The following is a 23476-nucleotide window of genomic DNA, read 5'->3' as shown; positions in this document are numbered from 1 at the left end:
GACGAGAAAAGTCTGCCTCACCTGTCGCCTGCTAGCGCTTCGACGCGCGGTATCCGGCGCGCTGCGCAGCGGCAGCCGTTGTGAAGCACTCCTCAGGTTTGGTCCTGGAATAGTACTGGCCGCCCTTGACGTGGTAAATCATCGAGTTCGCATTACCCTTGATCGGAGCCCAGGCCGGGCAGTTCCAGGAGCTCGCGGGCTTGGTGCGCGATGGGTAGCCAATGTTTCCGGTCGCTGCCGAGGTCTGCGACGCGGCGGTGTACCCCGACTTACTCCCGGTAACGCGAACCGAGATTCGTTTGCCCGCGTCCGCCGCGGTGAGCGAGTACGTGGTGCCCGTCGCGCCCGTGATAGCTGCCCCGTTGCGGAGCCACTGAGTTTTGAGCGAGGCCCCTGCGGTCCACTTGCCGCGATTCACGGTGAGCTTCGAGCCGACGAGTTTCGTGCCCGAGATCGCTGGTTTCGCTGTGCCAAGGACGCGGGGCACAGCTTTGGCCGCTGAGGTCTTGGCGACCGTGAGGTAGCCCGATTTCTTACCGGTCACCCTGACGCTGATCTTCGCGCCACCGTCGGCGGAGGTCAGCTTGTAGGTGCTCTTCGTCGCGCCCTTGATGGCCGATCCGTTGCGAAGCCACTGGTACGACAGGGAGACCGGGGCAGGCTTCCAAGCTCCCGGCTTCGCGGAGAGGGTCTGCCCGACCTTCACGGTGCCCGAAACGGCCGGGGCGGGAGCAGTGGCGAGCGATCGCAGGACGGCCGCGCTAGCGCCGGAGGTCTGCGACACTGTCCCGTACCCGCCCAGTGTTCCGGTGACACGGAAGGTGATTCGTTTGCCGATATCGGCAGCGGCGAGCTTGTAGGTCGCACCCGTCGCCTTGGGAATGGCGGCACCGTTTCGCAGCCACTGGTACTGCAGCTTGACGGGCTTGGGACCCCAGGCGCCGGGAGCGCCAGTCAGCGTGTAGCCGACGGCGGCGGTGCCCGAGATCGTGGGCTTCTTCGACGCGAGTGCACCGGCAACGACTGCGCGCGTTGGCGCCGAGGACCAGACGGCCCCGCTGTAACCGTAGCGCGAAGCTTCAACAGTTGCAGTGATCGCCTTGCCAAGGTCGGCGGCGGTGAGCGTGTAGCTGGCCGCGGTTGCACCCGGAATCGTTACGCCGTTGCGGTTCCAGCGGAACGTGAGCATGGCGTCGCCGGGTGCTGGCTCTGCGAGCGATGCCTGCAACGTGCTTCCGACGGCTGGGGTGCCTGTGAGGCTCACAGCCGCGAGACTCATCGAACCTGGCCCGACAATGACTGGCTCGGTGAAGACTGTGAGGGACTCGCCGTTTCGCGCGGTCGCGGTGATCGCGGCGCGAAGGGCGGCGCCGAGGTCGTCTGGCTGCGGCGTGTAGCTCGCGCCGAGCGCGCCGCCAATGTCGACACCGTCACGCTGCCAGCTCAGTTCGAACTCGAGCTCGGCATCCGGCCAGACGCCGAGGCTTGCCGCCACAGCGGTGCCGACAACTGCGCTACCCCCGACGATCTCTGGGGGCGTTGTCGGGGCTCCGACGGGAGCGGGGGCCTCAGGTAGCTCGGGGCCTTCGACGCCGCCAGGAGACTCTGGCTCGAGCTGCTGCGCCGGGGTCGACGTTGTCTGGGGGAGCGCTTGAGTAGCGGCGATCGCGGCGGGCGCGTCTGCCGAAACTGTCGCGCCAAAGACAAGAGCGGAGGCGAGGAGCGCGCCAGTTATTCTCAACATTGAAACCCCCATCAAACTACATAGACTTTGCCAGTGTAGCCCGGAGGGGTGTGACGACAAACACTGCGACAGGGGCGCACGAACGGCGCATCGCTCTCGCTAATTGAGCTGCGTAATCTCGGTTATCGCCTCGAGTGGCAACGTCCGCTCGACGCCGGCGGTCTCGTCCAGTGCGCGCATGCGGCCACCAGCGAGTGACACAGGCACGATCGCGAATGTTCGTGCTTCGCCCCGGATCTCGACACTGACGCTCAGTCGAGTGCGGTCGCGGATCGCGAGCGTGATGAGCCTGCTCGTGTCTGTGGGCCCATCGCTCGCCGACTCGAGTACCCGTTCGACGAGTGCCTCAGCGGCAGATCCTCGGCGCTCGGAAGCGTCGGTAGCGACCGTGGGGGCGGAAGCCTTGGGAGATACTGTGCGCTCTCGGCCGTCCTTTGCCGCAACGAGACCGTCGGCGCCGCGTGCTGGGTAGCGGGCATCCAATAGTGCGGCAAGCACGTGATCGGCTCGAAGCCGCGAGTAGAGCACTGGTGCGGCGACCGTGAACGCATCAAGCGGGTCTAACGCCTCGGGCTCAGGTTCGTGGAGTTGCAGGTGGGCAAGCCGACGGTCGACGAGCACCGTGGAGCGAAGCTCGGGGCGCGCAAACTCGATCCGACTCCGCCACTGCTCCCCGAGAAAGGGGCTCACGACGATACTCCCGGCGCGCTCGCTCAGCGTCGTGATGAGGTAGTCAACGGGTTGCGGGATGCCGGTGAGCGCGAGGTTCTCGAGCAGCTTGCGAATCTCGGAGCCATCGAAGCCGCGGTGGAAGGCGTCGGAGAGCGTGGCCTCAGAGATTCGCAGGGTTGACGCGACCCCCAGCTGCTCGGGCAGGGCGAGTGCCGCGAGCGCCTCCTCCTCTGTGGCGCCAAGCGGGCCTGGGACGATCACTGAAAGGTCGGGCTGAATGTAGATGCCGGGGGCATGCTCGGGAAATCCGAGTGGCCGTGGCCTGCTGTCGAGACCCAGCTCGCCGCGAAGCACGGCAATTCCGGGCTCGCTGAAGCTGCCCGACACTGTCAGACCGATGCGTTCCCACAGCCCTGCGGCCCTGTCGATCGCGGTGAGCGTTGAGTCAGTCACGAGCGGGAACTGCTCGGGGAAATGCTCGACGACCGGACGAAGTGGCGACCCCACCGTCGCTCTCGTGAGGAGGCCGCGCAGCTCGCTCGGCATGAGCTCAACCGCGGCCGTTGCGAGAGCGATCCACCTGTCGTCGTGGCTCGCGCCGAGCCAGTCTTCCCCGTTCGAGGTGCACAGGCCGTCAGACGCGTGCGCGAGATCCGCAGCGCGCAACAAGATGACGAGTTCGCCGGCATGGGGAATCGCGAGCCGATCTTCAACCGTGCGCAGCCAGGCGGAGGCGACGTCGCCGTTTCTGTTGAGCTTCGCTGGTGCGCGCCCGAGTTCCCGCAGCAGCCATGCGGCCTGTCCCGTGGACGTGAGCGCGGAGGCGAACCAGGATGATGTGTCTGCCGCCTCGACGTCAGCGCGTGGGGATGCGTGTGACGGGCCTTCGAGCAGCGCTGCGGCGCTCAGCCCACGGAGGGCGAGCAACGCCTCGAGGGCGGCGGTGACTTCAGGCAGCTCCGCGTTGCCAGCACCGAGCAATCCCCGCGCCCGAAGCTGCCTAGCTGCATCATCGTCAACAGGGTCGTCGATCTGTATCGACTTCGGCGCGCCAGCACCTTCACTGTCGGCGGCTTGCGCGAGACGTGTGAGCTGGTTCCTAGGAAGCAGCGTGAGCGCCTGGGAGATCGACTCGGGCTTCAGTAGCTCGCTTGCGAGATCGAGCGAGTCGTTGACCGAAGCTGGGACGGCCACGCGGCGCGAGCGCACGAGCGCATCCAGGCTTGCCCTGTCGAGCGAGGCGATCAGGGACGAGAGCGCGAGAGTGCCACTCAACGGGCGAACCTCGCTAGACGGTTCCGCGGCGGGCATCCCGGCTGCGGCGGCGTTGCGCGACGATCAGCAGGACGACGAGCAACGCAAACCCGATCGGAAGCGCGAACAGCGAGATCCCGTAGACCACCGGCCAGAAGCCTTCGGCGACAGCCTGGCGGTTACTCATACCAACGATGAGCGTCGCAAAGAACGACCCGAGTGCGACGACAATGATCGAGACCGTCGCGTAGGCGAGAATCCGCTCGAACAGCGACGGGGTGCTGGTTTCTTCGGTGCTCATTCCACCGAGTTTAGCGCGCGCTTGTGCACAGTCCCTCTGTGCTGTGGTTTCGCACAGTTCTAAACGGCCGAACGGCTAGACTGCTAGTCAACGCACGGCCATACGGCCGGGCACGAAAACGTTTGGCCGAGAGGCCACTGCGGCAGATGCCGCGAAGGGAAGGGCGAGACATGCCGAACGGCAAGGTCAGGTTCTACGACGAGGACAAGGGCTTTGGCTTCATCCAGGGCGAAGACGGACAGCAGGTCTACCTGCACGCGTCGGTGATCCCGGATGGCGCCGAGGTGCGTGCCGGAAGTCGGCTCGAGTACAGCGTCGGCGAGGGGCGTCGCGGCCCCCAAGCACTGTCAGTGCGAGTGATCGACACGCCACTGCTCGCGAAGAGGAGCCGTAGATCGGCCGACGAGATGGCAGTGATCATTGAAGACCTCGTCAAGCTGCTCGACGCTGTTGGCGGCAAGCTCAAGGGCGGGCAGTATCCAGAGCGGCAGGCTTCGCGCCAGGTCGCCACGATGCTGCGACGAGTGGCGGATGATTTCGATGTCTGAGCAGAACGCCGAACAGTCAGCCATCGACGGGTCAGCCCAGCCTGATGAGACGACCGAGGCGCGCACACCAATCGAACCAGACGCGGTGCTCCTCACCCGAGAGTCTCGTGCGCAGGCGCGCGCAGCGCTTGAAGAGATCACCGATGCCAAGTCGATTGGCGGTGACGCTGGTTACGAGGTGAACGACGAGCGCACGGTCACGGTGTTCTTCGAGAGCTTGCTCGCCGGTTACCCCGGATGGCGGTGGGCTGCGGCGATTGCCCGAGTCGACGAGGACGCGCCGGTGACGGTACTTGAGGTGGAGCTGCTGCCGGGCGAGGGGTCGATGCTCGCCCCCGAATGGGTGCCGTGGTCTGAGCGGCTCGCGCAATATCGAGACGCGCAGTCGCGCCAGTCGAAGGAGGCAGCCGCCGAGCACGCCGCGGCGGAGCAGGCAGCAGCGGAACTTGCCGACCTCGATGACGCCGACGAGGACGCGCTCGAGAACGACTACGCGGACTACGAAGACGATCTTGACGGCGTCGACCTCGGCGAGGGCGACGACGAGGACGGCCACGACGACGCTGACGACGACGATGACGACGACGATGACGACGATGATGACGACGTTGATGACGACGACGGCGACGAGGATGGCGACGACCTCGACAACGACGAAGATGATGACGACGACGATGAAAACGATACAGACGACGCTCACGCCGCCGCCGATGACGCGGAAGATGCGGACGACGAAGACTGACCCGTCTGAGGGGCGCACCGTATGACGGCAGCGACCACGGTTGGCGAGTTCTGGGAGACGCGTCGAGCGAGTGACCCTACACTGCCCGCGGAGATCCCGGAAGCCTGGGCGTTTGGAGCGACGAAGGAGCACGCGGATAGCCTGCTCCAACTCGTGCTTGATGGGACAAAGACAGGCACGGCCTCGTCGGTATGGGACTACGAGTTCACCGGAGAGTCGCTGCCGCAGGTTGGCGAATACAGCATCATTCTCGACGGTGCCGGTGAGCCGAGAGCGGTCATTGTCACCACGAGCGTGGAGATCGTGCCCTTCGACGAGGTGACCGAGGAGCATGCCCGGGCGGAGGGGGAGGACGACCGCACCCTCGCGTCGTGGCGAACCATCCACGAACGCTATTGGCGGCTTCACTCGGAGAGCCCGAAGGGGTACGAACCCGACATGCCGGTACTGTGCGAGCGATTCCGGCTCGTCTACGGTTCGTAGCCTGCTCGCGGGTGCCACCGCAGGGACCGCCGGCCGAACCTCACACACGGCGATTGACTTGGCTATGAGTCGGGCGGCAACTGGCCGTCTCGAATGATCGACTTCGTCGGAACATCCCATGTGTACGTCGAGACCGCGCTACCCGGCGCCGTGAGTTCGCCGTCCTGCTGCCAGCGGTACTCGACGCCGAGCGAGTATTTCGATACTCGGGATACCCGCGGGGACACCCCGATTCCACTGTCTGCATCAGTGCCGACGAAGTCGCCGTAGTGGAAGAACATGATGGGGGTGGGGGAAGAGGTTCCCGATCCGGCAGACGGCAAAACTGCCCAGGAGAGGGGCATGCATGCGTCGAATGTTTCGCCTGCCAGTTCGATCGCGCGCTCCACGTCCCATCTGTCAGGCTCGCCTGTTCGCGACGCGATATCCGCAGCGGCACGTGTAATCGCGGGCCGTGGCACGTGCTCGGCGCACGACGTCGTCGTTGCGCGCTTGAGCGATGGATTCGCGGTGAGGATCGCATCAATTGCAGACTGCTCGTAGAATGCTGTCGAATTCTCGATCAGGACTATCCAGACGTCGCCGATGAACGAGTGTGAGATGCCGATCGTGCCGCGCATGTCGCCGGTTTGGATCGCCTGCGTGAACACAGTCGCAGGCCCCCTCGATGACTCCGTGAAATCCGATGTGCGCAGGTCGGCGATGAGCGGCTTCATTGCGCTCTGCGGAAGCTCGGCAGTGAGCTGGTAGAGGTAGACGCTGTCGAGGTAAATGACCCAGTTGCAGTTGCGCTCCTGCGTGACAGATTTCACTGCAGTGAGCGCGCTCGGGCTCGCGAACTCGTTGAAGAGTGCCCGGTCTGTCTCACCGAACTGAGCAGTGATGCGCTCCCTGCCGAAGGACGTGAGGAACTTCGTCTGCTCGGCCTGGGCTGCCGGATTGACCGAGTCGCACTCGGGGATGACTGCGGGAGCCGATCCTGATTCGACGTCGCCTGGCTGGGTGGGCGTGACCTCCGCAGTGCTCGTCGGTTGCGGCGACGCCGCGGTGCACGCGGTGAGCGCCGCCGCGCTCGCGAGCATCACGCCAGCGAGCACTCCAGTGATCGCTGCGTTCGCGCGTATGCGTCTCATGTCGCTACCCCAACCGCCAGGCGGGCGCCCGGCGCCTTCACTTAACCGTACGGGATGATCGCGCGATTTCCAGTTGAGCGACGCGAACTACGGGGGAGAAGACCTTCTTTCGGGGGTCCTCACTTGACCTAGCCGGCGAGGGACGTCCCGTACGATCAGAATTCCGGGTAGATGACCTCAAGCTCTGGGTACGCATCCGGGCGTAGCCGTTCGATGCCCCGCCCGATCTCGATGTCGACGAGCAGCAGAAAAGGCTCGCAGACGTTCAGGATTCTCGTGACAACGCCGAGCTCGGTGTCGATCACCATTGTGCTTCGCATCGATGGGTCACGGCCGTGTTCGAACGTGATGAGCACCGACCGTTTCCCAACCCGCTGCAGCAGTACTGGCCAGTCGACGTCTGCGGATCCGCCCCACAGGTAGCGGCTCTCAGGGAACCCGAGTGACGCCGGTTCGACGATGGGCACCCGATCCTCCGTGCCGTGGGGCATGGCTTCTCCGTCGAAGAGGAGAGCGCCATCACGAAGTTCAATCGAGTCGCCATCTTCGGACACCGCGAACCATGCTGGCACTGTTCTGTCGACCTCGAGGTGCCACTGCTTGACCCGATCGAGCGACTGGTAGAGGACCCGCCCGTGAAAGCGCTCGGCAGCGAGCAGCGACCGAACGTAGGCCAGCACAGCCGGGGCTTCATCGCGAGAAAGCACCTTGTCAAACATGTTGGGTTCTCCTGCCCCAGTGAGTGTGCGTTTCAGCGTAGCTTGTGTCTGCCCGCGCGCGACAGCCAGTCGCGTACGAGCGCACCGACGACCTCAGGCTGCTCGATGTGTACGTTGTGACCTGCGCCGTCGAGCACAGTGAACGTGCCGCGCGGGTAGTGACGTGCTGCGGCGAGCCCGTCGGCGAACCCGACGACGTGGTCCTGCCTACCGAAGACGTGCAGCGCTGGCGCAGTGAACGGCTCATGGTGCTCAGTCTCTGGCGCGTATGCGTCGGTGTAGGTCGCGTTGAGTCGCGCGAGCACCCGCAGTTGTGCGCCGCGAATGCCAGGCAACACGTAGCGTTCGAACCCGCGAAGGGCTTGCTCGGTGTGGATCACAGCCATCTCCTCAAAGTCCGAACGGGCTGCCCCCGCGAGTTCGAGGATCCTGTGATCGTGAATCATGACCTCGCGCGGGGGAAGCTCGCGCAGGGCGCGATCAAGTTCGAATGCGCCCGCGAGCGTCGCGAGGCCCAGGCACTGTGGCGCGAGTGCGTGCGCGACGTGGCGGGCGACCATCGCGCCAAACGAGTTCCCTATGATCGCAAACGGGCCGCCGCCAGCGAGCTCGCGCACCTCGGCCAGCACGGCGTCGGCGACCTCCTTCGGCGTCTTGGCCCCCGTGTCGGTCGCGCCTTCGGCACATGGCAAGTCGATGTAGACGCGCCGCCAGCCCTCGGTGTCGATCATCTCGTCGACAGGCAGCATGATGCGGTGGTCGACCCCAAAGCCGTGCACCGCAACCAGTGGTATTCCGTCTCCGCGGGTCTCTGCAATCACCCTAAGAGCCTAGCCACCTCGGCCGCTCGTGCGGCAGAGCTCAGGAAGCCATTCAAGCTGCGGCGATCCTGATCTTGCCGGTCCGCTAGCGGGGGAGCACGGCCGCGAGCACTTCGCGCGCGTGCGTCCAGAGCAGCGCTCCGCCCGCGTCGTCGCGAATTTCACGCGTCGCACCTGGGATGCGCGCGGTCAGGATCTCGCCGTGGTCGGGGGAGTGGCTGCGGTCGTGCCTCCCGAACCACACCTGCACGGGGCATGCGATCCGTTCGAGATCGAGGCCCCAAGAGCGCATCGCGAGCATTGTGTCTTGTACGTAGCCAGCGCCCGCGTTCGCGAACCCCTCCGCGAGAGCTGCGCGGTATCGCGGCAGAAACGTGGGTGAGGTATAGAACTCTCCGTCGCTTTCGTGGGACCCGCTAAGCACCATTTCCTCCATCGCCTGCGCGCTGAAACCAGCGAGTATGGCGGCAGCCTCCCCAGGACTCGTTTCAGCAAGATCGGAGAGTGCGGTCGCTTCTGCGGGCAGGAGCGCGTGGACGCCACGGTGCTGGAACTCGTCTGCCGGAGAGACGAGCAGGAGCCGCTCGGCGCCGCCAGCGAGCGCCAGGGCGAGCCCAAAGATTACTCCCTGCGAGTTCGCGACGATGGGGATCGAGGTGGCACCGGCACCAAGCACCCCGGCCAAGAACGCGCGGTAGTCGGACGCAGTCGACTCGATCGTACGTGCGTCGGTGGGCGACGAGTCACCGATGCCGGGCCGGTCCATCGTGATCAGCCGGACGCCGGTGTCTCCGAGCGCATCCTCACCAAACACCATCGACTTGCCCGTCGCGGCGCCCGCGACGAACAACACGGGCCGCCCGTCGACCGGGCCGAAACTCGTTCCCGCGAGTACCCGACCGTCGGAGAGGTTGACGCGATGCTGCTGCGGGTTGAATTCCATGCTCAGAGTGTATTGCGTAGGGCTACTGGTCCCTGGCGTCTGTGCCGCTAGGACTTGCACCTTCAGGCGGTGCGCGACCTAGTATCGACTACCTTGCCCATGCGGAAGTTTGCGAGCGTGACGTCGCCCCGAGCAACCTGCTGTGTGTGCGTCGCTACGAAGCCGCAGCGCTCGAACACCGGCCGCGCCGTGATGTTCACATTGGCAGTGAGCTCTCGCGCCCCCGCCTCGCGGGCTCGACGTTCGGTCTCGGTGTAGTCACGCACCTGCTGGGCATTCGGGGTGTACATGCGCATATTCCACGGAGCGTATGCGTATGACCCTGAAAAGCGCTCGCCGCATCTCTGCTCGTGCAGTACGGCTCCTATCCCGCGACATCGGCGAGCAGCACGAGTTCTTTCGGCATCGGCCAGTCGAGCCGGTGCGAGGGGAGCGGTACCCCGCCGATGGCGTCACCGTAGTCATCCTCCTGCACGGTGATTCCGTCGGGGGAGACTTCGATGATTTTCACCCGCGTCCATACGTCTGGTGTCTCCGAGTAGGCGTAGCGCTCGGCGAGGTAACCGATTCCGAGCTCCTCGAGCCGCTCCTCCGCGCTGAGCCAGTCGACGGGCTCTGAGCGGCGTCCGAGTAGATCGATCGTCGCGAAGTCCTCGCCTTCGGGAACGATCCATCCGATCAGTTCGTTGTCGCCGCGACGGTGCTCAATCCAATCGGTGGGTACGGGGGTCATTGCTCCAGGCTACCCATCCGGCGCGTGCACCAGCCAGTGTCCTTACGCGAACGGAAGCTGGCGCGCGTGATCCCGTGTGCGCGTGTGAAACACAGGCAACACCGAAGGTGGTCCTCAGCCTTCGGTGAGTTTCTTGCGCATCTTGACGCTCGTCGTCTCGTAGCCCAACGACTCGTAGAGGCCCCGGGCGGTCGTGTTAAACCCAAAGACGTTGAGGCCGAGGGTCGCAGCGCCCTGCGAACGTGCGTACTCCTCAGCCAGACGCATGCCCTCGCGGCCGAGTCCGCGACCGCGGAACACTGGATCGACAACAATGTCCCAGACCCACCACGCTGTCGGATCGTCTGAGTTGTCACGCCCCACCCACAGGTATCCAACCGTCCTGTCGGCCTCGTCGACGATGTTGAACACGGCGTTGGTCGGTGAGGGCTCACCGTCGGGGAACGCGGAGGCCAGACTCTTCGCAGCCTGCCGCGCTGCGGTCTCGGGAGTCGAGCCTGTAGCGACGAGGTCGGCTTCGTACTCGGCCCGCGATGCGCTCAGCCAGGCCGGGAAGTCGTGCGGCGGGATTGCGGTGAGTCGGGCTGCCATATGCGTATTGTCCCAGAGGTGCAGCGGCGACCTGGTGGAGCAGGCGGTAATCTGCTTTCGGGGCTGCGTGCCTTTTCTGAACATGACGCGCCGGAGGTGAGATGGCTAGCCGCAATGACGTTGACATCATCGGCGATGAGCTCGTGATTGTTCCGAGGGGACTGGATAAAGTCTGGGGCTTCCGGCGGAGGATTGTGGTTCGGCTTGCAGACATCGCCGGTGTCGAGGTTGAAGAGCACCCGCACCGTGTCGCAACGGGCTGGCGCGGCCCGGGGCTCGACACCGGTACGAAGCTGAGCGGCACCTTCCACCCGCCTGGCGAGCGCACGTATTGGAACGTCTCTGGGCCTGGTGCCGCGCTCGTTGTTCACATTCGAGGCGGGAGCCCGTTCGACAGGCTCTACCTGTCAGTTGCGAATGCTGAAGCCGCGAGATCGATGATCCGCGATGTCATTGCGGGCGGCCACAGTCCGGTGTGAGCCCGGCGATAACTCGTCGACGGTGCACTTTAGAGCAGGTTGTTCTTCGCGTCCTCCAACACGCCTGACCACCAGAAATTGCGGGCGAACACGGACCGGTCGGCCGCTTTCAGCTCGCGATGGAGTCGCTTGAGCCGAGCCCGGTGGGGTGCCGGCGGCTTCTGCGGAGCTCGGGAGACCACCTCGCCTCTCGCGAAGCGCTCCAGTCGTTCCCGCATCTCGTCGGCAGAGTAGACAGCAGGGCCGGAAGCCTTGGATCCAGAGTCGAGGTAGCGCCCGAACGCTGTGAGGCATGCGTCGAGAGCGGAACGGGATACGTTGAGCGGCCATTCGGCTGAGTGGTCGGCCGCGAGCACCCAGACTGAGCCATCGGCTGCATCCTCGGCAACGAGGAACTCTTCGGGGCTATGAAGATGCCCGATCACGCGAAGCGGGCGCCTGAGTCGTTGGGCGGCACCTGCAGCTTTGGCTACATCGGCCGCATCTGCGTAGAACTGAAAGCCCAGTCCGCCCGTGCGTACGTCGCTCATTGCGCCCCCTCAGCCTCTCCCGTTGACCCGCAGCGAGCCTACCGCGGGCCGCGGTGCTTGTAGATCGGGGAATGCGAGGGCATACAGCCAGAGTCGCGCGAGGACGTTCCCTCGCGCGACTCTAGTTGCTAGACCGCGTCGCCCTCCGCGCGCCCCTCGGTGTTCGGCTTCCAGCCGAGCGCTGGCGCAACATGCTTCGCGAACGAGTCGAGAATGTGCAGGTTGTACTCGGGCCCGAGCTGGTTCGGAATTGTCAGCATGAGCGTGTCAGCTGCCATCACGGCCTCGTCTGCCTTGAGCTGCTCGATGAGCCGATCTGGCGTATCGGCATAGGTCTTGCCGAATGTCGAGCGGAACCCGTCGATGACACCGATCTGGTCCTGCGACTCCGACCCGGGTCCGCCCCCACGGAGCCCGAAATAGAGTTCGTCTTGCTCGGTAACGATCGGGAACACGCTTCGGCTCACAGAGACGCGCGGTTTCCCGGTGTGGCCGGCTTCCCGGTAGGCCTCACGGAACGCGTCGATCTGCTTGCGTTGCAGAATCCCGAGGGGTTCGCCCGTTGCCTCGGTGACAAGGGTCGAGCTCATCAGGTTCACGCCCATCTTGCCTGCGTTGATAGCAGTGTCGGTCGAGCCGGCGCCCCACCAGACGCGCTCCCGCAGGCCCGGCGAGTGGGGCTCGAGGGCGAGTCTGCCAGGAGGCGACATCTTCGGGTCGGCCTCGACAAGCGCCTCGCCCTCGATCGCGCGGAGGAACAGGTCGAACTTCGGTCGCGCAAGGTCGGCCCCGCGTGGATCCTGCGAGCCCGTGTACCCGAACGCCTCGTAGCCACGGAGCGCTGTCTCGGGGGATCCCCGGCTCACGCCGAGCGCGAGTCTGCCGTCGGAGATGAGGTCGAGTGCCGCGGCCTCCTCAGCAAGATAGAGCGGGTTTTCGTAGCGCAGGTCGATGACGCCGGTGCCGACCTCGATGCGGCTCGTGCGAGCCGCCATCGCGGTGAGGAGCGGGATCGGTGACGCAGCCTGGCGTGCGAAGTGATGCACTCGCACGTAGGCGCCGTTGACGCCGATCTCGTCGGCGCCCTCGGCTAGCTCGATTGTCTGCTTGAGCATGTCGCCGGCGGTGCGCACGCGCGACCCGGGGACGGGGCCGTAGTGGCCGAAAGAGAGGAATCCGAATGATCTCATGCTCGGTGTAACGCGCGCCCGCAATTTACATTCCCGCGCATATAGTTCGCGTGTTGCGCGGAAGGCGGCGATGCGGGCCATAGCGGTGTTCAGGATCGCCGAGGGTCATACCGCCCGGGTCAATACGGCGGCAAGGACGAGCCCAAGGAGGCCGACGTACCCCCACGCATGCAGGCGGTCGGGAAGCCGCGGTGGCCGCCTCCGCCAAATCACGACGACGGGGATCGACCCGGCGAGCATGAGCGCCGCGGCTCCAACATCTACGGCGCCGAAGGTGAGCACCCCGCCACTGCCCGCGGCGTGCGGCGTGAGCAAGAACACCGCGAGCGCGGGCACTGAGACGCACAGGGTGAGGGGGTTTGCGAGGGCCGCCGCGGTCATCATCGGCATGCCGGCCCGCCGCAGCAGCGGCACTGTCATGACGCTGCCGCCGACGCCGAGGAACGACGCGAGCGCGCCGATCGGCGCCCCGAGCGTTGCCGGGATCGCGAAGCGCTGGGCGTCGGCGTCACTGCCGCTTCGGTTCGCCGTCATGCGCCGGGGGCGCAGAAAGCCCGACCGCGCCACGGTGTCGAGGATCGTGACGGCGAGGTAGGCGACGAGCCCCCACATGATGAGCGCGGCCGGAGCGTTCGCCGCCGCGATCGCGCCGAATGCGCCGCCGAGCCCGAGGAGTCCGAGAAGCCGGCTCGTGCCGCGCAGTTCCGCAAGGATCGCAGGAGGCGTGGCGGCCGTTGCGACCGCAGCGTTCACTGCCATCACCACCGCTGACGTTGCGACCGCGGTCACGGCGGCGTCAGCCCCGGCGGATGCGCCGACCCAGAGAAGGACGGGCACCGTCACGAACCCGCCGCCGAAGCCGAAAAGGACAGTTGTTGTGCCAGTGATGACACCAATGAAAACGAGAAGAAGAATGCTCACTCGATCAATCCCAGCGCCTTCTAGCGGTGGCGGATAATCGAAGATTGGCCGACTGCCTTCGAGTTTCGGCCTATGCTGGGTCCATGCGCAATGTCTCTCTAGCGGCGCTCGACGGCTCGGCCCGAACCATACTGCCAATTGCGACCGACTATCCGCCGGGGCACCTCCTTGACTGGCACGAGCATCGGCGGGCGCAACTGCTCTACGCAGCGGCAGGCACGATGCTTGTTGAGACGGCGGACGGAGCCTGGACGATTCCGGGGGAGCGCGCCGTACTCATTCCGCCGCTCACTCCGCACAGGGTGCGCATGCTCGACGTCCAGACGAACAGTCTCTATATTGAGCCGGGTGTGGTTCCGTGGTGGCCGGTGACCTGTCGCGCCGTCGACGTGCCCCCACTCCTTCGTGAGCTCCTCAGAGCCGCGGCAGATCTCGGGCGCTTGGAGGGTGAGCACCGCTCGGAGGGTGAGCACCGTTGGGAAGCGGAGCGCGGCGAGGAGCGAGCCGAGGCGCTGCTCGCGCTGATCTTGATCGAGCTCGAACAGGTGCGGGAGGCGCCGCTGAATCTCCCGCTGCCCGCCGCGCCGCCGCTCGCTGGGATCTGTCGCGCGTACATCTCGGCGCCCGATGTTGCTCTCACGAACGCCGACTGGGCGGCGGCCGCCAACGTCGCCGAACGCACCCTGAACCGCGAGTTCCGCGCGGCGACGGGAATGAGTCCCGGGGCGTGGCGGGCGCGCGCCCGGCTGCTCGCCGCCATCCCGCTGTTGCAGCACCAGACTGTTGCTGAGGTCTCGGGGGTGCTCGGGTATGCATCGCCGGCCGCGTTCTCATTCGCGTTCGCGCGCGCGTTCGGTGAGCCGCCGTCGGCGCTCAGGAGAGGCGGGGGGTAGGCTCAGGGCCCCGCTATACCGGGGTGGTGCGGACGCTGCTAGTCGCGCGCGCCGCCAATGTCCCCGCGCCCGGGCCTGATCGCGTCAAGTGTGGCGCGAACGAGGGCCATGCGGGCCTCGGGAGTGCGGTCTTCCGCGCGCATCAGGATCTCGGAGAGTACGCCGAGCATTGAGCCGACAAGGGCGCGAAGCACCAGGCGCATGTCGGCCTCCTCTGACTCAGGGATGGCTCGTTGTTGTGCGGCTGCCCACCTGCGCCAGAGCACCTCGCCAATGAGGTCTTGGGACTCAGACATGCGGGCGTATTGGTGAGCGCTGAGGTCCGCTGACCCCGCGAGGATCTGCTGGAACCTGCGACCGCGCTCGTATTCGGCTTGTTGGTCGAGCTTTGACAGCGTGTGCTCGACAGCGTGCTGCAGTGCATCCCAGGGAGCTTCGCCCGGCGGACGGGACTCGACGAGGGCAACGACAGCCGCTGTCTCTTCTGCGGTGTTTGCGAAGAATGCCTCGTCTTTCGTTGCGAAGTATCTGAAGAACGTTCGCTCCGAGATGCCGGCGGCCGCGGCGATCTCCTCGACGGTTGTCGCGTCGTAGCCGTGCTGCGTGAACAGCTCGAGCGCGACGTCGGCGATGCGCTGGCGGGAGGCCTGTCTGGAGAGCTCGCGGAGCGTTGGCTTCGGCATGCTCACAGGTTAACAGCGCGAAAATGTCATAGGCTGACATTTCTGTCAGTCAATGTCATTTTGTTATTCCCGGAGGAAACGTGAGCCAAAGCTCCCCAACTGCGCCGACACAGGTCAGCCCGCCAGAAACACCAGGCGGGCGCGGCACAGCGCTCATCTGGATCCTGCTTGCAGGAGCCTTCGTGATGGTGCTCAACGAGACGGTGATGGGCGTCGCCCTGCCCCCGCTCATGCGCGAATTCGGGGTCACTGCATCCGCTGGGCAGTGGCTGACGACCGCGTACATGCTCGTCATGGCAGTACTGATCCCGATGTCAGGATTCCTCCTGCAGCGCTTCACACCGCGCGCAATCTTTGTGGCGGCGCTCGGCCTCTTCACCCTCGGAACCGCGGCAGCCGCATTCGCCCCGGCGTTCGCGATCCTTGTCGTCGCGCGCATCGCGCAGGCCGCAGGCACCGCCGTCATGATGCCACTGCTCACCACGACCATCCTGACGCGCATCCCGGCCGAGCGGCGGGGGCGGATGATGGGGCTCATCGCGATCGTGATGTCTGCTGCGCCCGCGCTCGGCCCAACATTCTCTGGGCTCCTCATCACGGCGATCGGGTGGCGGGCGGTCTTCATCGCAGTCCTCCCGATCGCGGTACTCGTGCTCGTGATCGGTGGACTCCTCATCGGGCCAAGCGAGAAGGGCTCGGCCGGCAAATTCGACGTGCCATCGGCACTGCTGTCAGTCGTCGCGTTCGGCGGTCTTGTATACGGTCTTGGAAGCATCGGCCAGGCAGTCGACGGCAACGCGCCACTCTCCCCAGCGATCCCGATCGCGGCGGGAGCGGTCGGACTCGCGTTCTTCATCTGGCGCCAACTCGTGCTGCAGCGCAGGGGAACCGCGTTTCTCGACCTTCGCCCGTTCACGAACCGGCCTTTCTGGATCGGCATCGTGCTCATCTCCGTGGTGATGCTCTCAATGTTCGGGTCGCTGATTTTGCTCCCGATCTACATGCAGAACGTGCTCGGGCTCACACCGCTCGCCACCGGACTCGCCGTGCTCCCCGGCGGACTTCTGATGGGCCTCGCGGCGCCGTTTGTCGGGGCGCTCTTTGACAAGGTTGGGGCGCGGCCGCTCGTGGTCCCAGGCGCCTTCGTCGTCTCGATCGCGCTCGTGCTGTTCATGCAGCTCGGAGCAGCGAGCCCGGTCTGGCTCGTGGTCGTCGCGATGCTTGTGCTGAACCTTGGCATCGCGTTCATGATGACGCCGCTGATGACATCGTCACTCGGCTCACTCGCGCCCGAACTCTACAGTCACGGCAGCGCCATCTTCTCAACTGTGCAGCAGCTCGCAGGCGCTGTCGGAACGGCGATGTTCGTGACGCTCATGGCCGTCGGAACCTCGAACGCGGTGACTGCTGGAGACGACGCGGTGGCCGCGACCAGTCAGGGAATCCACGTGGCGTTCGTGGTCGCCGCCGCGAGCTCGGTGCTCGCGATTGTGCTCGCGTTCTTCGTGCCGAAGCAGCAGCAAGTTGGAGCGGAGCACTAGGTCTGACTGTGGGCGGCGGGGCCGGCAGATGAGGCTGTCAGCTGCGGGGGCCGCGTGTATCGCGATCCGGTACCGGGGTACCACCCGAGCGGCACCGCAGGGCGATCCGCCGGTACCGTCGGCCGACGTACCTTCGAGGTATGAACGCACAAGCAGCAACAATCGAAGCCGTCGCCGGGGTCGCGAACCTCGGCAAGTACTACGGGGCGGGGGAGCAGCGGGTCGTCGCGCTCCACGACGTCTCTGTCGCAGTCGGCCGCGGCCAGTTCACCGCAATCATGGGCCCGTCTGGCTCAGGTAAGTCGACGCTCATGCACGTCATGGCCGGCCTCGATACCCCAAGCGAGGGCAAGGTGTGGCTCGGCGGCGACGAAATCTCAGGCCTCGGTGATGCCGAGCTCACGAAGCTGCGTCGCCGCCGCATCGGCTTCATCTTCCAGGCATTCAACCTCGTTCCGACACTCGATGTGCGCGGCAACATCATGCTTCCCTTCCAGCTCGATGGGAAGAAGCCGAGCCTGCAGGAGATGGCCTGGATCGACGCCCTGCTGAACCAGCTTGGCCTCTCGAGCCGCCTCGACCATCGCCCGCATGAGTTGTCCGGTGGGCAGCAGCAGCGTGTGGCGATCGCTCGCGCCCTCGCGACGAAGCCTGACGTTATTTTCGCTGACGAGCCGACGGGCGCCCTCGACTCCCGCACAGGGCGCGAGGTGCTGAAGCTGCTGCGCTCCGCCGTCACGAACTCGGGCCAGAGCATCGTCATGGTCACGCACGATCCGATCGCGGCGAGCTACGCAGACCGCATTGTGTTTCTCGGTGACGGTCGCATCGTCGCCGATCGTGGCCCAATGACCGCTGAGGAGATCTCGGCGACAATGCTGAACCTTGAGGGGCACACCGCATGAGCGCCGCACAGGGATCGGCGCTGCGTGAACACGCAGCGACCGTCGTTGTTTCTGGGCTGAGTACGCTGTTTGCGGTCGCCCTGATTCTCACCACTGGCGTGATGGGCGCCGCACTGAACCCAGACCTCGTCGAGGGGTCTGACACGTTCCGCATGACGTTGCTCATGGTCTCGGCGATCTTCATCATCATCGCCCTGTATGTCGGCGCGATCGTGACAGCGAATACGTTCGCGACGATCATCGCTGGCCGCACGCGCACAATCGCGCTATACCGCCTCATCGGGTCGACGTCGAAGCGGATCCGTTCCCGCGTCGCAGTCGAGGGCCTCGTCATGGGCGCGATTGGCGCGATCATTGGCTTCGTTGTCGCTGAGGCGCTCATCGCTGGTGTGGTGTTCTTCGGTCCGGGGTGGGGATGGCTGCCAGAGGGGCCCAACTATCCGTTGTTTGACCCGCTCACGATTCTCGCTGTCGCCGTCGTCGTTCTCACGACGTGGGCGGCCGCGTGGGCAGGATCGCGTCGCGTCGGATCGGTGTCGCCGATTGCCGCGACTGGTGCGTCGGTCGAGTTGCGTCCCGAGGAGTCGCGCGGGAGGCGCGCCCGCACTGTGTGGGCCTGGATCCTGATTGTGATCGGTGCCGCACTACTCGCGGGAGGCATCGCGCTCAGCGTGCTCTCCCCGATGGCCCTCATGGTGTCGTTCTTCGGTGGCCTATTCTCGTTCACAGGCATCGCCGTCGGCGCACACTTCATCATGCCGCCAGTGCTGAAGCTCACAGGCAAGCTCATCGACCGCGGCCCGACGGGGTCGCTTGCCGCTGCGAACGCCGTGCGCTTCCCCGAGCGCAGCGCGCGCTCAACGATCGGTCTCGTGATCGGCGTGACGCTTGTCATCATGTTCGCAGTCGCGCTCGACAGCTACCGCTCGATGACGCTTATCGCATTCGACAACGACCCGGCCATGGCGGCGATGCTCACCGAGACACTGTCGATCACGACAGCGATCTTCACAGGCCTCGTCGGCTTCTCGGCGATCATTGCTGCGGTCGGCCTCGTGAACACGCTGTCGCTCAGCGTGCTGCAGCGCACTCGTGAACTCGGGCTGCTCCGCGCACTCGGCTTCACAGGGGCACAGGTGCGACGCATGGTCATCGCGGAGAGTGCGCAGATGACAGTAGCGGCGCTCGGCTTCGGGATCCTGCTTGGCGTGTTCTACGGCTGGGTGGCTGCGCAGTCGCTGATCGGCTCCGAGATCGGGTTTGCCGCACCGAGCGTGCCGTGGCTGGTGATCGCCGGCGTCGTGCTCTTCGGGGTCGCGCTCGCACTTGTCGCGGCTGCCGCCCCCGCGCGGCGCGCGGTGCGGGTGTCACCGGTGACCGCGCTCTCGGTCGCGTAGCTCTCGCTCAGCCGGACTCGGTTTGTGGCTCTTGCAGCAGGCTGCCGCCGCACAACAATACTGGCCCCCACGACTTACTCGTGGGGGCCAGTATTGCGCCGCGGGACGGGCGTCTACGATGCCGCGAGTTCGCCCGCGGCATCGAAGCCGAACTCGCCGCCGACCATCGTCGCGCGCACCTCGATGTCGCGAATTCGCTCTGCCGCGACCGCGGCCGGATCGTCGGAGAGGACGACGAGGTCAGCAACCTTGCCGCGCGAGAGGGCACCCTTTCGCTGCTCCTCGTGTACCGCGTACGCCGAGCCGTACGTGTATGCGCGGATGGCCTGGGCGGGGCTGAGCGCCTCGCCGAGCCCAATCGGGGCGCCCGACCCAGACCGACGATTCACCATGTCGTGCAGGCTGAGGATCGGTTCGCCTGGCACCACAGGGGCGTCTGTGGAGCCAGGGAGCTCGACTCCCGCCTCGACAAAGCTGCGCATCCTGTACGCGAGCTCGACTCTGTCGGCGCCGAGGGCCGCTCTGAAGCCGTCGCCGAGCTCGGAGATGAACCTGCCCTGCGGCACGGGGATGTGACCGCCGGCCGCGATCCGCGCGACCTGGGCGTCGGAGGCGACGGCAACGTGCTCGATGCGATGCCTGGTGTTGGTCCGCGGGACCTGTTGCTGCCCGGCCTCGAACGCATCGAGCACGACGTCGAGCGCACGGTCGCCGATTGCATGTGCCGCGACCTGCCAGCCGTTCACGTGCGCCGCGACGATCTTGTCGTGCAGGTCCTGTTGCTCCCATTGCAGGTAGCCAGCGTTACCAGGGGTGTCACTGTAGTCGCAGCACATCGCTGCCGTGCGGCCGATAAGGGAACCGTCGCTGAGTACCTTCACGGGTCCGACCCGCAGCCACTCATCGCCGAGCCCACTGCGAATGCCGAGGTCGATGCCCCAACCATCGCCGCCGCCGATCGGGCCGAGCCCGTGTAGGGCGTCGATGTATGGCATGAGCGTGAGCCGAGTGCGGAGCATGCCGCGCTCGGATGCGGTCTGAAACGCGCGAATGTCTGCGGGGCCGTGCCCGATCGTCGTCCCGCCGATGCCCGGCTCAGTCGCGCTCGTAATCCCGTGCCTGAGTGCCCACTGCGACGCGGCTCCGAGTGCTTCCACGAGGTCTTCTTGCGGCACCGGGCGGAACAGGTGTGCGACGAGCGACATTGCCTGTTCTTGGATCAAGCCAGTGAACCTGCCGGACTCATCGATGCCGAGGCTGCCACCGATGGGCGCGGAGAGTCTGGTGACGTCCGAATGCCCGGCGCGCGCGAACGCGGCGGTGTTGGCCACGGCCATGTGATGCGAGTTGTGCTGCAGGTACACAGGGCGGCCGCCGGCGATCCTATCGAGCACCGAGATGTCGGGGTGCTGGCCGCCAAGCTTGTTTTGGTCGTACCCCTGACCTCGGACCCACGCGCCCGCTGGCCGCGTCGCCGCGTACTCTTCGATTCGCGCGTAGAGCGCATCGAGCGTGGGCGCCCGCTCGGGGGACAGGTCGAGCTGCGTCATTTCGAGCCCGAGCATGGAGAAGTGGAAGTGTGCGTCATTGAATCCCGGCACTACTGGGGCGCCGCCGAGGTCGACGCGGGTGTCGGCGGTGAGCCCGTCGAGTTCCTCGTCAACGCCGACGATGCGGCCATTCCAGATTCCGATACGGCTTGCGTGCGGACGGTGGGCGTCGACTGTGGTGATGCGTGCGTTCTCGAGGATGGTATCGATGCGCATGATGCTCCTTGGCTGCGAGTGCGAACGGGTGGGGCTGAGCGAACCCAGCGGGGCGGGCCCCGGGGCCTGGGCGCGGCGGAGGGGATGGGCGCGGAGCTGACTGAAGCGGCCCCGCACCCCACAGGGTCAGGCGTCGGCTGCGCGCTGCTCGCGCTCGCGAGCTGCGGTGAACCCGGTGAGCGACGCGAGCGCGAGAACACCGGCGATCGTGAGACCGACGAGCACGATGTTGAAGCCCGCGACCCCCTGCCATCCCATCGAAACGAGGAATGACTGCGCAAGCAGCGGCGTCGTACCTCCGATGAGGGTGGAGGACGCCTGGTAAGCGAACGAGACGCCCGTGTAGCGGACCTCGACGGGGAATGCCTGCGCAAGGAAGCCAGCGAGCACGGCGTAGTAGCCGGAGCCAGCAATCGTCGAGGCGATGATGCCGGCCGCGATTGCGACGACGTTGCCTGTGTTTACGAGCAGGAACATCGGGATGACGAGGATCGCCTGCGCAGCAAGGGCCCACGCCATGAACTTCGCGCTTCCGACCTTCTCAGCGATGCGGGTCGCGATGGGCTGCCAGATGAACTGTGCGATGGCGTTGATGAGCAGCACGTTGAGCATGATGCCGCGGTCGATGCCGAGCGAGGTTGTGGTGTATGCGAGCATGAACGCGCTCACAAAGTACGCCATGCCGATGCCGATTGCGCTCGCGAACACGCCGGCAATGACCTGCCTCCAGTGGTGCTTGAAGAGCTCGGCGATCGGCACCTTGATCTCCTCGCGGCTCGCCTGCTGCGCGAGAAACTCGGGGGACTCGTCGAGGCGCGCGCGGATCACGAGGCCGATGACCACGAGCACTGCCGAAAAGAGGAACGGGAGGCGCCAGCCCCACGCGATGAACTGCTCGGCGGGGAGCAGCGCAGCGAGCGCGAACGCCGCCGTGGCGAGAATGTTGCCTGCCGGGGACCCCTGCTGCACGAACATGCCGCCGCGGATCGCCTTACTCTTGCTGCCCGACTCGGAAGCGAGGAGTACGGCACCGCCCCACTCGCCGCCGACCGCGAAGCCCTGCAGCGCGCGCAGGGCGACGAGCAGGATCGGGGCCCAGACGCCGATCTGGTTTGCGCCTGGCAGGATTCCGATGCAGAAGGTCGCGATACCCATGATGAGCAGCGTCGCGACGAGCGTGTTCTTTCGGCCGAACTTGTCACCGAGGTGGCCGAAGACGATGCCGCCGATCGGGCGAGCGAGGAAGCCTGCCCAGAACGTGGCAAACGAGAGCAGCAGTGCGGTGCCAGCGGTTTGGTCAGGGAAGAACACTGGCCCGAAAGCGATTGCGGCCGCGGTGGAGTAGATGAAGAAGTCGTACCACTCGACGGTGGTGCCGAGAAAAGCGGCGAACCGCGCCTTCTTCGCGTGGGCTTCGAGCTCGACAGACGAGCGAGGTGTTGACATGTGCTTCTCCGTTGTAGTCAGGGATGTCAGGTGCGACCTCATCGAATGTAGAGCCAAATTGCTATGCCGTCTAATATCTAAAAAGCACGATCTCTATGCATTGGAGGCATACTGTGGAATTGCGCGTACTCCGGTACTTTGTCGCGGCGGCCGAGGAGGGCTCGGTCACGGGCGGCGCCTCCCGTGTGCACGTCTCGCAGCCCGCGGTCTCGCGGCAGCTCGCCGCCCTCGAACGCGAGGTGGGAGCGGCGCTCTTCGAACGCGGCCGCGGCGCGCTCCAGCTCACCCACGCAGGCAGGCGTTTCCTCGAAATGGCGCGAGACCTCTTGCGTCGTGCCGACGAGGCACGGCTTGTCGCCTCGCTCGCCGACCCGGCCGAAGTCAGGCTCACCGCCGTCGCGCAGTCAACCACAATTGAACGCACGATCGCGGCCTTCAGCGCTAGCCACGGCGCCGCGCTACCGCTCGTCGACGCGATCGCCGCAAGCCCCGCCGAGGTGTTCGACCGGGTGGAGGCAACCGGCGCAGACTTCGGCATCTCAACCTTCGCGCCGCCGGCTACCTGGGCCTCACAGCTCATTACCCAAGTCGGTATTACCGCGCACGTCCCACCCGGGCACCCTCTCTTCGACCGGCCCAGTGTCGAGGTCGCCGAGCTGATCGAATACCCGCTCATCTGCATGGACCGCAGCCACACTGCGCGCACCTCATTTGACACCGCAGTGGCCCGCGCAGGCGTTGGGCGCGCGAACATCACCGAGATGCGAGCCACGAGCCTCGCGCAGGCGCACGCTGCGGCGGGGCGGGGGATCGCGATCCTCACCGACCGAGCGAGCTACGGCGTGCGCACGGTGCGGATCATGCTCGATGGGGTGCAAGTGCGGATGCAGCTCTACGCCGGTTGGTACGCCGATCATTTCGCGTCGGCGCACATCGGGGCGTGGGCCGACGCGCTTGCTACATGGGTCCCGACCCTTCCCGACGTCGCCCGCATCGATGCGGCCCCGGAGGTCGGGCTCTGGGAGGAGGCAAGAGAGTAGG

25 protein-coding genes are annotated in these 23476 nt (G+C 65.9%); 9 read left to right on the top strand and 16 right to left on the bottom strand.

From position 1 onward, the window contains the following. Positions 1-31: 31 nt before the first annotated feature. The 3 genes from ACF07D_RS03950 to ACF07D_RS03940 form a co-directional block, all read right to left on the bottom strand. Entirely contained in the window at positions 32-1744 is a 1713-nt protein-coding gene (locus ACF07D_RS03950; RefSeq protein ID WP_391503976.1) for a hypothetical protein, read from the bottom strand. A 99-nt stretch (positions 1745-1843) separates the two neighbouring features. Beyond that, positions 1844-3691 carry a helicase-associated domain-containing protein gene (locus tag ACF07D_RS03945; protein WP_391503975.1) on the bottom strand — a complete coding sequence of 616 codons (1848 nt, stop codon included), beginning with the start codon at positions 3689-3691 and terminating at the stop codon, positions 1844-1846. 13 nt (positions 3692-3704) lie between these two features. Continuing rightward, positions 3705-3971 carry a hypothetical protein gene (locus ACF07D_RS03940; protein WP_119284885.1) on the bottom strand — a complete coding sequence of 89 codons (267 nt, stop codon included), beginning with the start codon at positions 3969-3971 and terminating at the stop codon, positions 3705-3707. Positions 3972-4141: 170 nt separating this feature from the next. Here ACF07D_RS03940 and ACF07D_RS03935 point away from each other — a divergent pair, with 170 nt between their 5' ends. From ACF07D_RS03935 to ACF07D_RS03925, 3 genes are read left to right on the top strand one after another with little or no spacing between them, the layout of a single operon-like run. After that, a complete protein-coding gene (locus ACF07D_RS03935; RefSeq protein WP_391503974.1) occupies positions 4142-4519 on the top strand; it encodes a cold-shock protein in 378 nt (125 codons plus the stop codon). After that, positions 4512-5261: a DUF3027 domain-containing protein gene (locus tag ACF07D_RS03930; RefSeq protein ID WP_391503973.1), complete on the top strand. Its 750-nt coding sequence runs from the start codon at positions 4512-4514 to the stop codon at positions 5259-5261. The genes ACF07D_RS03935 and ACF07D_RS03930 overlap by 8 nt, the downstream gene beginning before the upstream one ends. Positions 5262-5282: 21 nt before the next feature. Next, positions 5283-5744 carry an ASCH domain-containing protein gene (locus tag ACF07D_RS03925; RefSeq protein ID WP_391503972.1) on the top strand — a complete coding sequence of 154 codons (462 nt, stop codon included), beginning with the start codon at positions 5283-5285 and terminating at the stop codon, positions 5742-5744. Between the two features lie 62 nt (positions 5745-5806). Here ACF07D_RS03925 and ACF07D_RS03920 read toward each other — a convergent pair whose 3' ends face one another. The 7 genes from ACF07D_RS03920 to ACF07D_RS03890 all read right to left on the bottom strand — a co-directional run bounded on the left by ACF07D_RS03920 (position 5807) and on the right by ACF07D_RS03890 (position 10684). Then, entirely contained in the window at positions 5807-6877 is a 1071-nt protein-coding gene (locus tag ACF07D_RS03920) for an LppP/LprE family lipoprotein (RefSeq protein WP_391503971.1), read from the bottom strand. A gap of 155 nt (positions 6878-7032) precedes the next feature. After that, positions 7033-7596, bottom strand: coding sequence for a hypothetical protein (locus tag ACF07D_RS03915; protein ID WP_391503970.1), 564 nt, complete (start codon positions 7594-7596; stop codon positions 7033-7035). Between the two features lie 32 nt (positions 7597-7628). Next, positions 7629-8417 (bottom strand): alpha/beta fold hydrolase, encoded by a 789-nt coding sequence (locus ACF07D_RS03910; protein WP_391503969.1) that lies wholly within the window; start codon positions 8415-8417, stop codon positions 7629-7631. An 85-nt stretch (positions 8418-8502) separates the two neighbouring features. Continuing rightward, complete coding sequence (locus ACF07D_RS03905; protein ID WP_391503968.1) at positions 8503-9360, bottom strand: alpha/beta fold hydrolase; 858 nt, start codon at positions 9358-9360, stop codon at positions 8503-8505. Between the two features lie 62 nt (positions 9361-9422). Continuing rightward, complete coding sequence (locus ACF07D_RS03900) at positions 9423-9650, bottom strand: hypothetical protein (protein ID WP_391503967.1); 228 nt, start codon at positions 9648-9650, stop codon at positions 9423-9425. Positions 9651-9724: 74 nt separating this feature from the next. Then, on the bottom strand, positions 9725-10093 hold the full coding sequence (locus ACF07D_RS03895) for a hypothetical protein (protein WP_391503966.1): 369 nt from the start codon (positions 10091-10093) through the stop codon (positions 9725-9727). A gap of 114 nt (positions 10094-10207) precedes the next feature. Next, positions 10208-10684, bottom strand: coding sequence for an N-acetyltransferase (locus ACF07D_RS03890; protein ID WP_119284875.1), 477 nt, complete (start codon positions 10682-10684; stop codon positions 10208-10210). Between the two features lie 101 nt (positions 10685-10785). Here ACF07D_RS03890 and ACF07D_RS03885 point away from each other — a divergent pair, with 101 nt between their 5' ends. Further along, positions 10786-11163 (top strand): hypothetical protein, encoded by a 378-nt coding sequence (locus ACF07D_RS03885; RefSeq protein WP_391503965.1) that lies wholly within the window; start codon positions 10786-10788, stop codon positions 11161-11163. A gap of 29 nt (positions 11164-11192) precedes the next feature. Here the strand turns inward: ACF07D_RS03885 and ACF07D_RS03880 are convergent, their stop codons facing one another. The 3 genes from ACF07D_RS03880 to ACF07D_RS03870 form a co-directional block, all read right to left on the bottom strand. Next, positions 11193-11693 carry a hypothetical protein gene (locus tag ACF07D_RS03880; protein WP_391503964.1) on the bottom strand — a complete coding sequence of 167 codons (501 nt, stop codon included), beginning with the start codon at positions 11691-11693 and terminating at the stop codon, positions 11193-11195. Positions 11694-11821: 128 nt separating this feature from the next. Then, positions 11822-12883, bottom strand: coding sequence for an LLM class flavin-dependent oxidoreductase (locus ACF07D_RS03875; protein WP_255808318.1), 1062 nt, complete (start codon positions 12881-12883; stop codon positions 11822-11824). 105 nt (positions 12884-12988) lie between these two features. Next, complete coding sequence (locus tag ACF07D_RS03870) at positions 12989-13804, bottom strand: TSUP family transporter (RefSeq protein ID WP_391503963.1); 816 nt, start codon at positions 13802-13804, stop codon at positions 12989-12991. Between the two features lie 83 nt (positions 13805-13887). On the opposite strand from ACF07D_RS03870, the gene ACF07D_RS03865 reads away from it, so the two are divergent. Next, positions 13888-14697, top strand: coding sequence for an AraC family transcriptional regulator (locus ACF07D_RS03865; protein WP_391503962.1), 810 nt, complete (start codon positions 13888-13890; stop codon positions 14695-14697). A gap of 38 nt (positions 14698-14735) precedes the next feature. On the opposite strand, the gene ACF07D_RS03860 is transcribed toward ACF07D_RS03865, so the two are convergent. After that, positions 14736-15380: a TetR family transcriptional regulator gene (locus ACF07D_RS03860; protein WP_391503961.1), complete on the bottom strand. Its 645-nt coding sequence runs from the start codon at positions 15378-15380 to the stop codon at positions 14736-14738. 80 nt (positions 15381-15460) lie between these two features. Between ACF07D_RS03860 and ACF07D_RS03855 the strand changes: the two genes are divergently transcribed. From ACF07D_RS03855 to ACF07D_RS03845, 3 genes are all read left to right on the top strand, one after another. Continuing rightward, positions 15461-16921, top strand: a complete 1461-nt coding sequence (locus tag ACF07D_RS03855) for an MDR family MFS transporter (RefSeq protein WP_391503960.1) — start codon at positions 15461-15463, stop codon at positions 16919-16921. A 140-nt stretch (positions 16922-17061) separates the two neighbouring features. Continuing rightward, complete coding sequence (locus tag ACF07D_RS03850; RefSeq protein ID WP_119284868.1) at positions 17062-17826, top strand: ABC transporter ATP-binding protein; 765 nt, start codon at positions 17062-17064, stop codon at positions 17824-17826. After that, a complete protein-coding gene (locus ACF07D_RS03845; RefSeq protein ID WP_391503959.1) occupies positions 17823-19223 on the top strand; it encodes an FtsX-like permease family protein in 1401 nt (466 codons plus the stop codon). Before ACF07D_RS03850 ends, ACF07D_RS03845 begins: the two co-directional genes overlap by 4 nt. A gap of 113 nt (positions 19224-19336) precedes the next feature. On the opposite strand, the gene ACF07D_RS03840 is transcribed toward ACF07D_RS03845, so the two are convergent. Next, entirely contained in the window at positions 19337-20989 is a 1653-nt protein-coding gene (locus ACF07D_RS03840; RefSeq protein WP_391503958.1) for an amidohydrolase, read from the bottom strand. Between the two features lie 126 nt (positions 20990-21115). Next, positions 21116-22435 (bottom strand): MFS transporter, encoded by a 1320-nt coding sequence (locus ACF07D_RS03835; protein ID WP_391503957.1) that lies wholly within the window; start codon positions 22433-22435, stop codon positions 21116-21118. A gap of 113 nt (positions 22436-22548) precedes the next feature. Here ACF07D_RS03835 and ACF07D_RS03830 point away from each other — a divergent pair, with 113 nt between their 5' ends. Next, positions 22549-23475: a LysR family transcriptional regulator gene (locus tag ACF07D_RS03830; RefSeq protein WP_391503956.1), complete on the top strand. Its 927-nt coding sequence runs from the start codon at positions 22549-22551 to the stop codon at positions 23473-23475. Position 23476: the final 1 nt, after the last annotated feature.

The organism is Leucobacter sp. NPDC015123 (genome assembly GCF_043080205.1).
Lineage (GTDB): Bacteria > Actinomycetota > Actinomycetes > Actinomycetales > Microbacteriaceae > Leucobacter > Leucobacter aridicollis_A.
Note: the sequence above shows the minus strand (reverse complement) of the source record. Positions and strands in the feature narration are given on the sequence as shown.

What these genes read in the sequence shown, in the direction of transcription:
- ACF07D_RS03950 (WP_391503976.1), bottom strand. Translation starts at nt 1,744, where the DNA reads ATGTTGAGAATAACTGGCGCGCTCCTCGCCTCCGCTCTTGTCTTTGGC.
- ACF07D_RS03940 (WP_119284885.1), bottom strand. Translation starts at nt 3,971, where the DNA reads ATGAGCACCGAAGAAACCAGCACCCCGTCGCTGTTCGAGCGGATTCTC.
- ACF07D_RS03935 (WP_391503974.1), top strand. Translation starts at nt 4,142, where the DNA reads ATGCCGAACGGCAAGGTCAGGTTCTACGACGAGGACAAGGGCTTTGGC.
- ACF07D_RS03930 (WP_391503973.1), top strand. Translation starts at nt 4,512, where the DNA reads ATGTCTGAGCAGAACGCCGAACAGTCAGCCATCGACGGGTCAGCCCAG.
- ACF07D_RS03925 (WP_391503972.1), top strand. Translation starts at nt 5,283, where the DNA reads ATGACGGCAGCGACCACGGTTGGCGAGTTCTGGGAGACGCGTCGAGCG.
- ACF07D_RS03920 (WP_391503971.1), bottom strand. Translation starts at nt 6,877, where the DNA reads ATGAGACGCATACGCGCGAACGCAGCGATCACTGGAGTGCTCGCTGGC.
- ACF07D_RS03915 (WP_391503970.1), bottom strand. Translation starts at nt 7,596, where the DNA reads ATGTTTGACAAGGTGCTTTCTCGCGATGAAGCCCCGGCTGTGCTGGCC.
- ACF07D_RS03905 (WP_391503968.1), bottom strand. Translation starts at nt 9,360, where the DNA reads ATGGAATTCAACCCGCAGCAGCATCGCGTCAACCTCTCCGACGGTCGG.
- ACF07D_RS03900 (WP_391503967.1), bottom strand. Translation starts at nt 9,650, where the DNA reads ATGTACACCCCGAATGCCCAGCAGGTGCGTGACTACACCGAGACCGAA.
- ACF07D_RS03895 (WP_391503966.1), bottom strand. Translation starts at nt 10,093, where the DNA reads ATGACCCCCGTACCCACCGATTGGATTGAGCACCGTCGCGGCGACAAC.
- ACF07D_RS03890 (WP_119284875.1), bottom strand. Translation starts at nt 10,684, where the DNA reads ATGGCAGCCCGACTCACCGCAATCCCGCCGCACGACTTCCCGGCCTGG.
- ACF07D_RS03885 (WP_391503965.1), top strand. Translation starts at nt 10,786, where the DNA reads ATGGCTAGCCGCAATGACGTTGACATCATCGGCGATGAGCTCGTGATT.
- ACF07D_RS03880 (WP_391503964.1), bottom strand. Translation starts at nt 11,693, where the DNA reads ATGAGCGACGTACGCACGGGCGGACTGGGCTTTCAGTTCTACGCAGAT.
- ACF07D_RS03875 (WP_255808318.1), bottom strand. Translation starts at nt 12,883, where the DNA reads ATGAGATCATTCGGATTCCTCTCTTTCGGCCACTACGGCCCCGTCCCC.
- ACF07D_RS03865 (WP_391503962.1), top strand. Translation starts at nt 13,888, where the DNA reads ATGCGCAATGTCTCTCTAGCGGCGCTCGACGGCTCGGCCCGAACCATA.
- ACF07D_RS03860 (WP_391503961.1), bottom strand. Translation starts at nt 15,380, where the DNA reads ATGCCGAAGCCAACGCTCCGCGAGCTCTCCAGACAGGCCTCCCGCCAG.
- ACF07D_RS03850 (WP_119284868.1), top strand. Translation starts at nt 17,062, where the DNA reads ATGAACGCACAAGCAGCAACAATCGAAGCCGTCGCCGGGGTCGCGAAC.
- ACF07D_RS03845 (WP_391503959.1), top strand. Translation starts at nt 17,823, where the DNA reads ATGAGCGCCGCACAGGGATCGGCGCTGCGTGAACACGCAGCGACCGTC.
- ACF07D_RS03840 (WP_391503958.1), bottom strand. Translation starts at nt 20,989, where the DNA reads ATGCGCATCGATACCATCCTCGAGAACGCACGCATCACCACAGTCGAC.
- ACF07D_RS03835 (WP_391503957.1), bottom strand. Translation starts at nt 22,435, where the DNA reads ATGTCAACACCTCGCTCGTCTGTCGAGCTCGAAGCCCACGCGAAGAAG.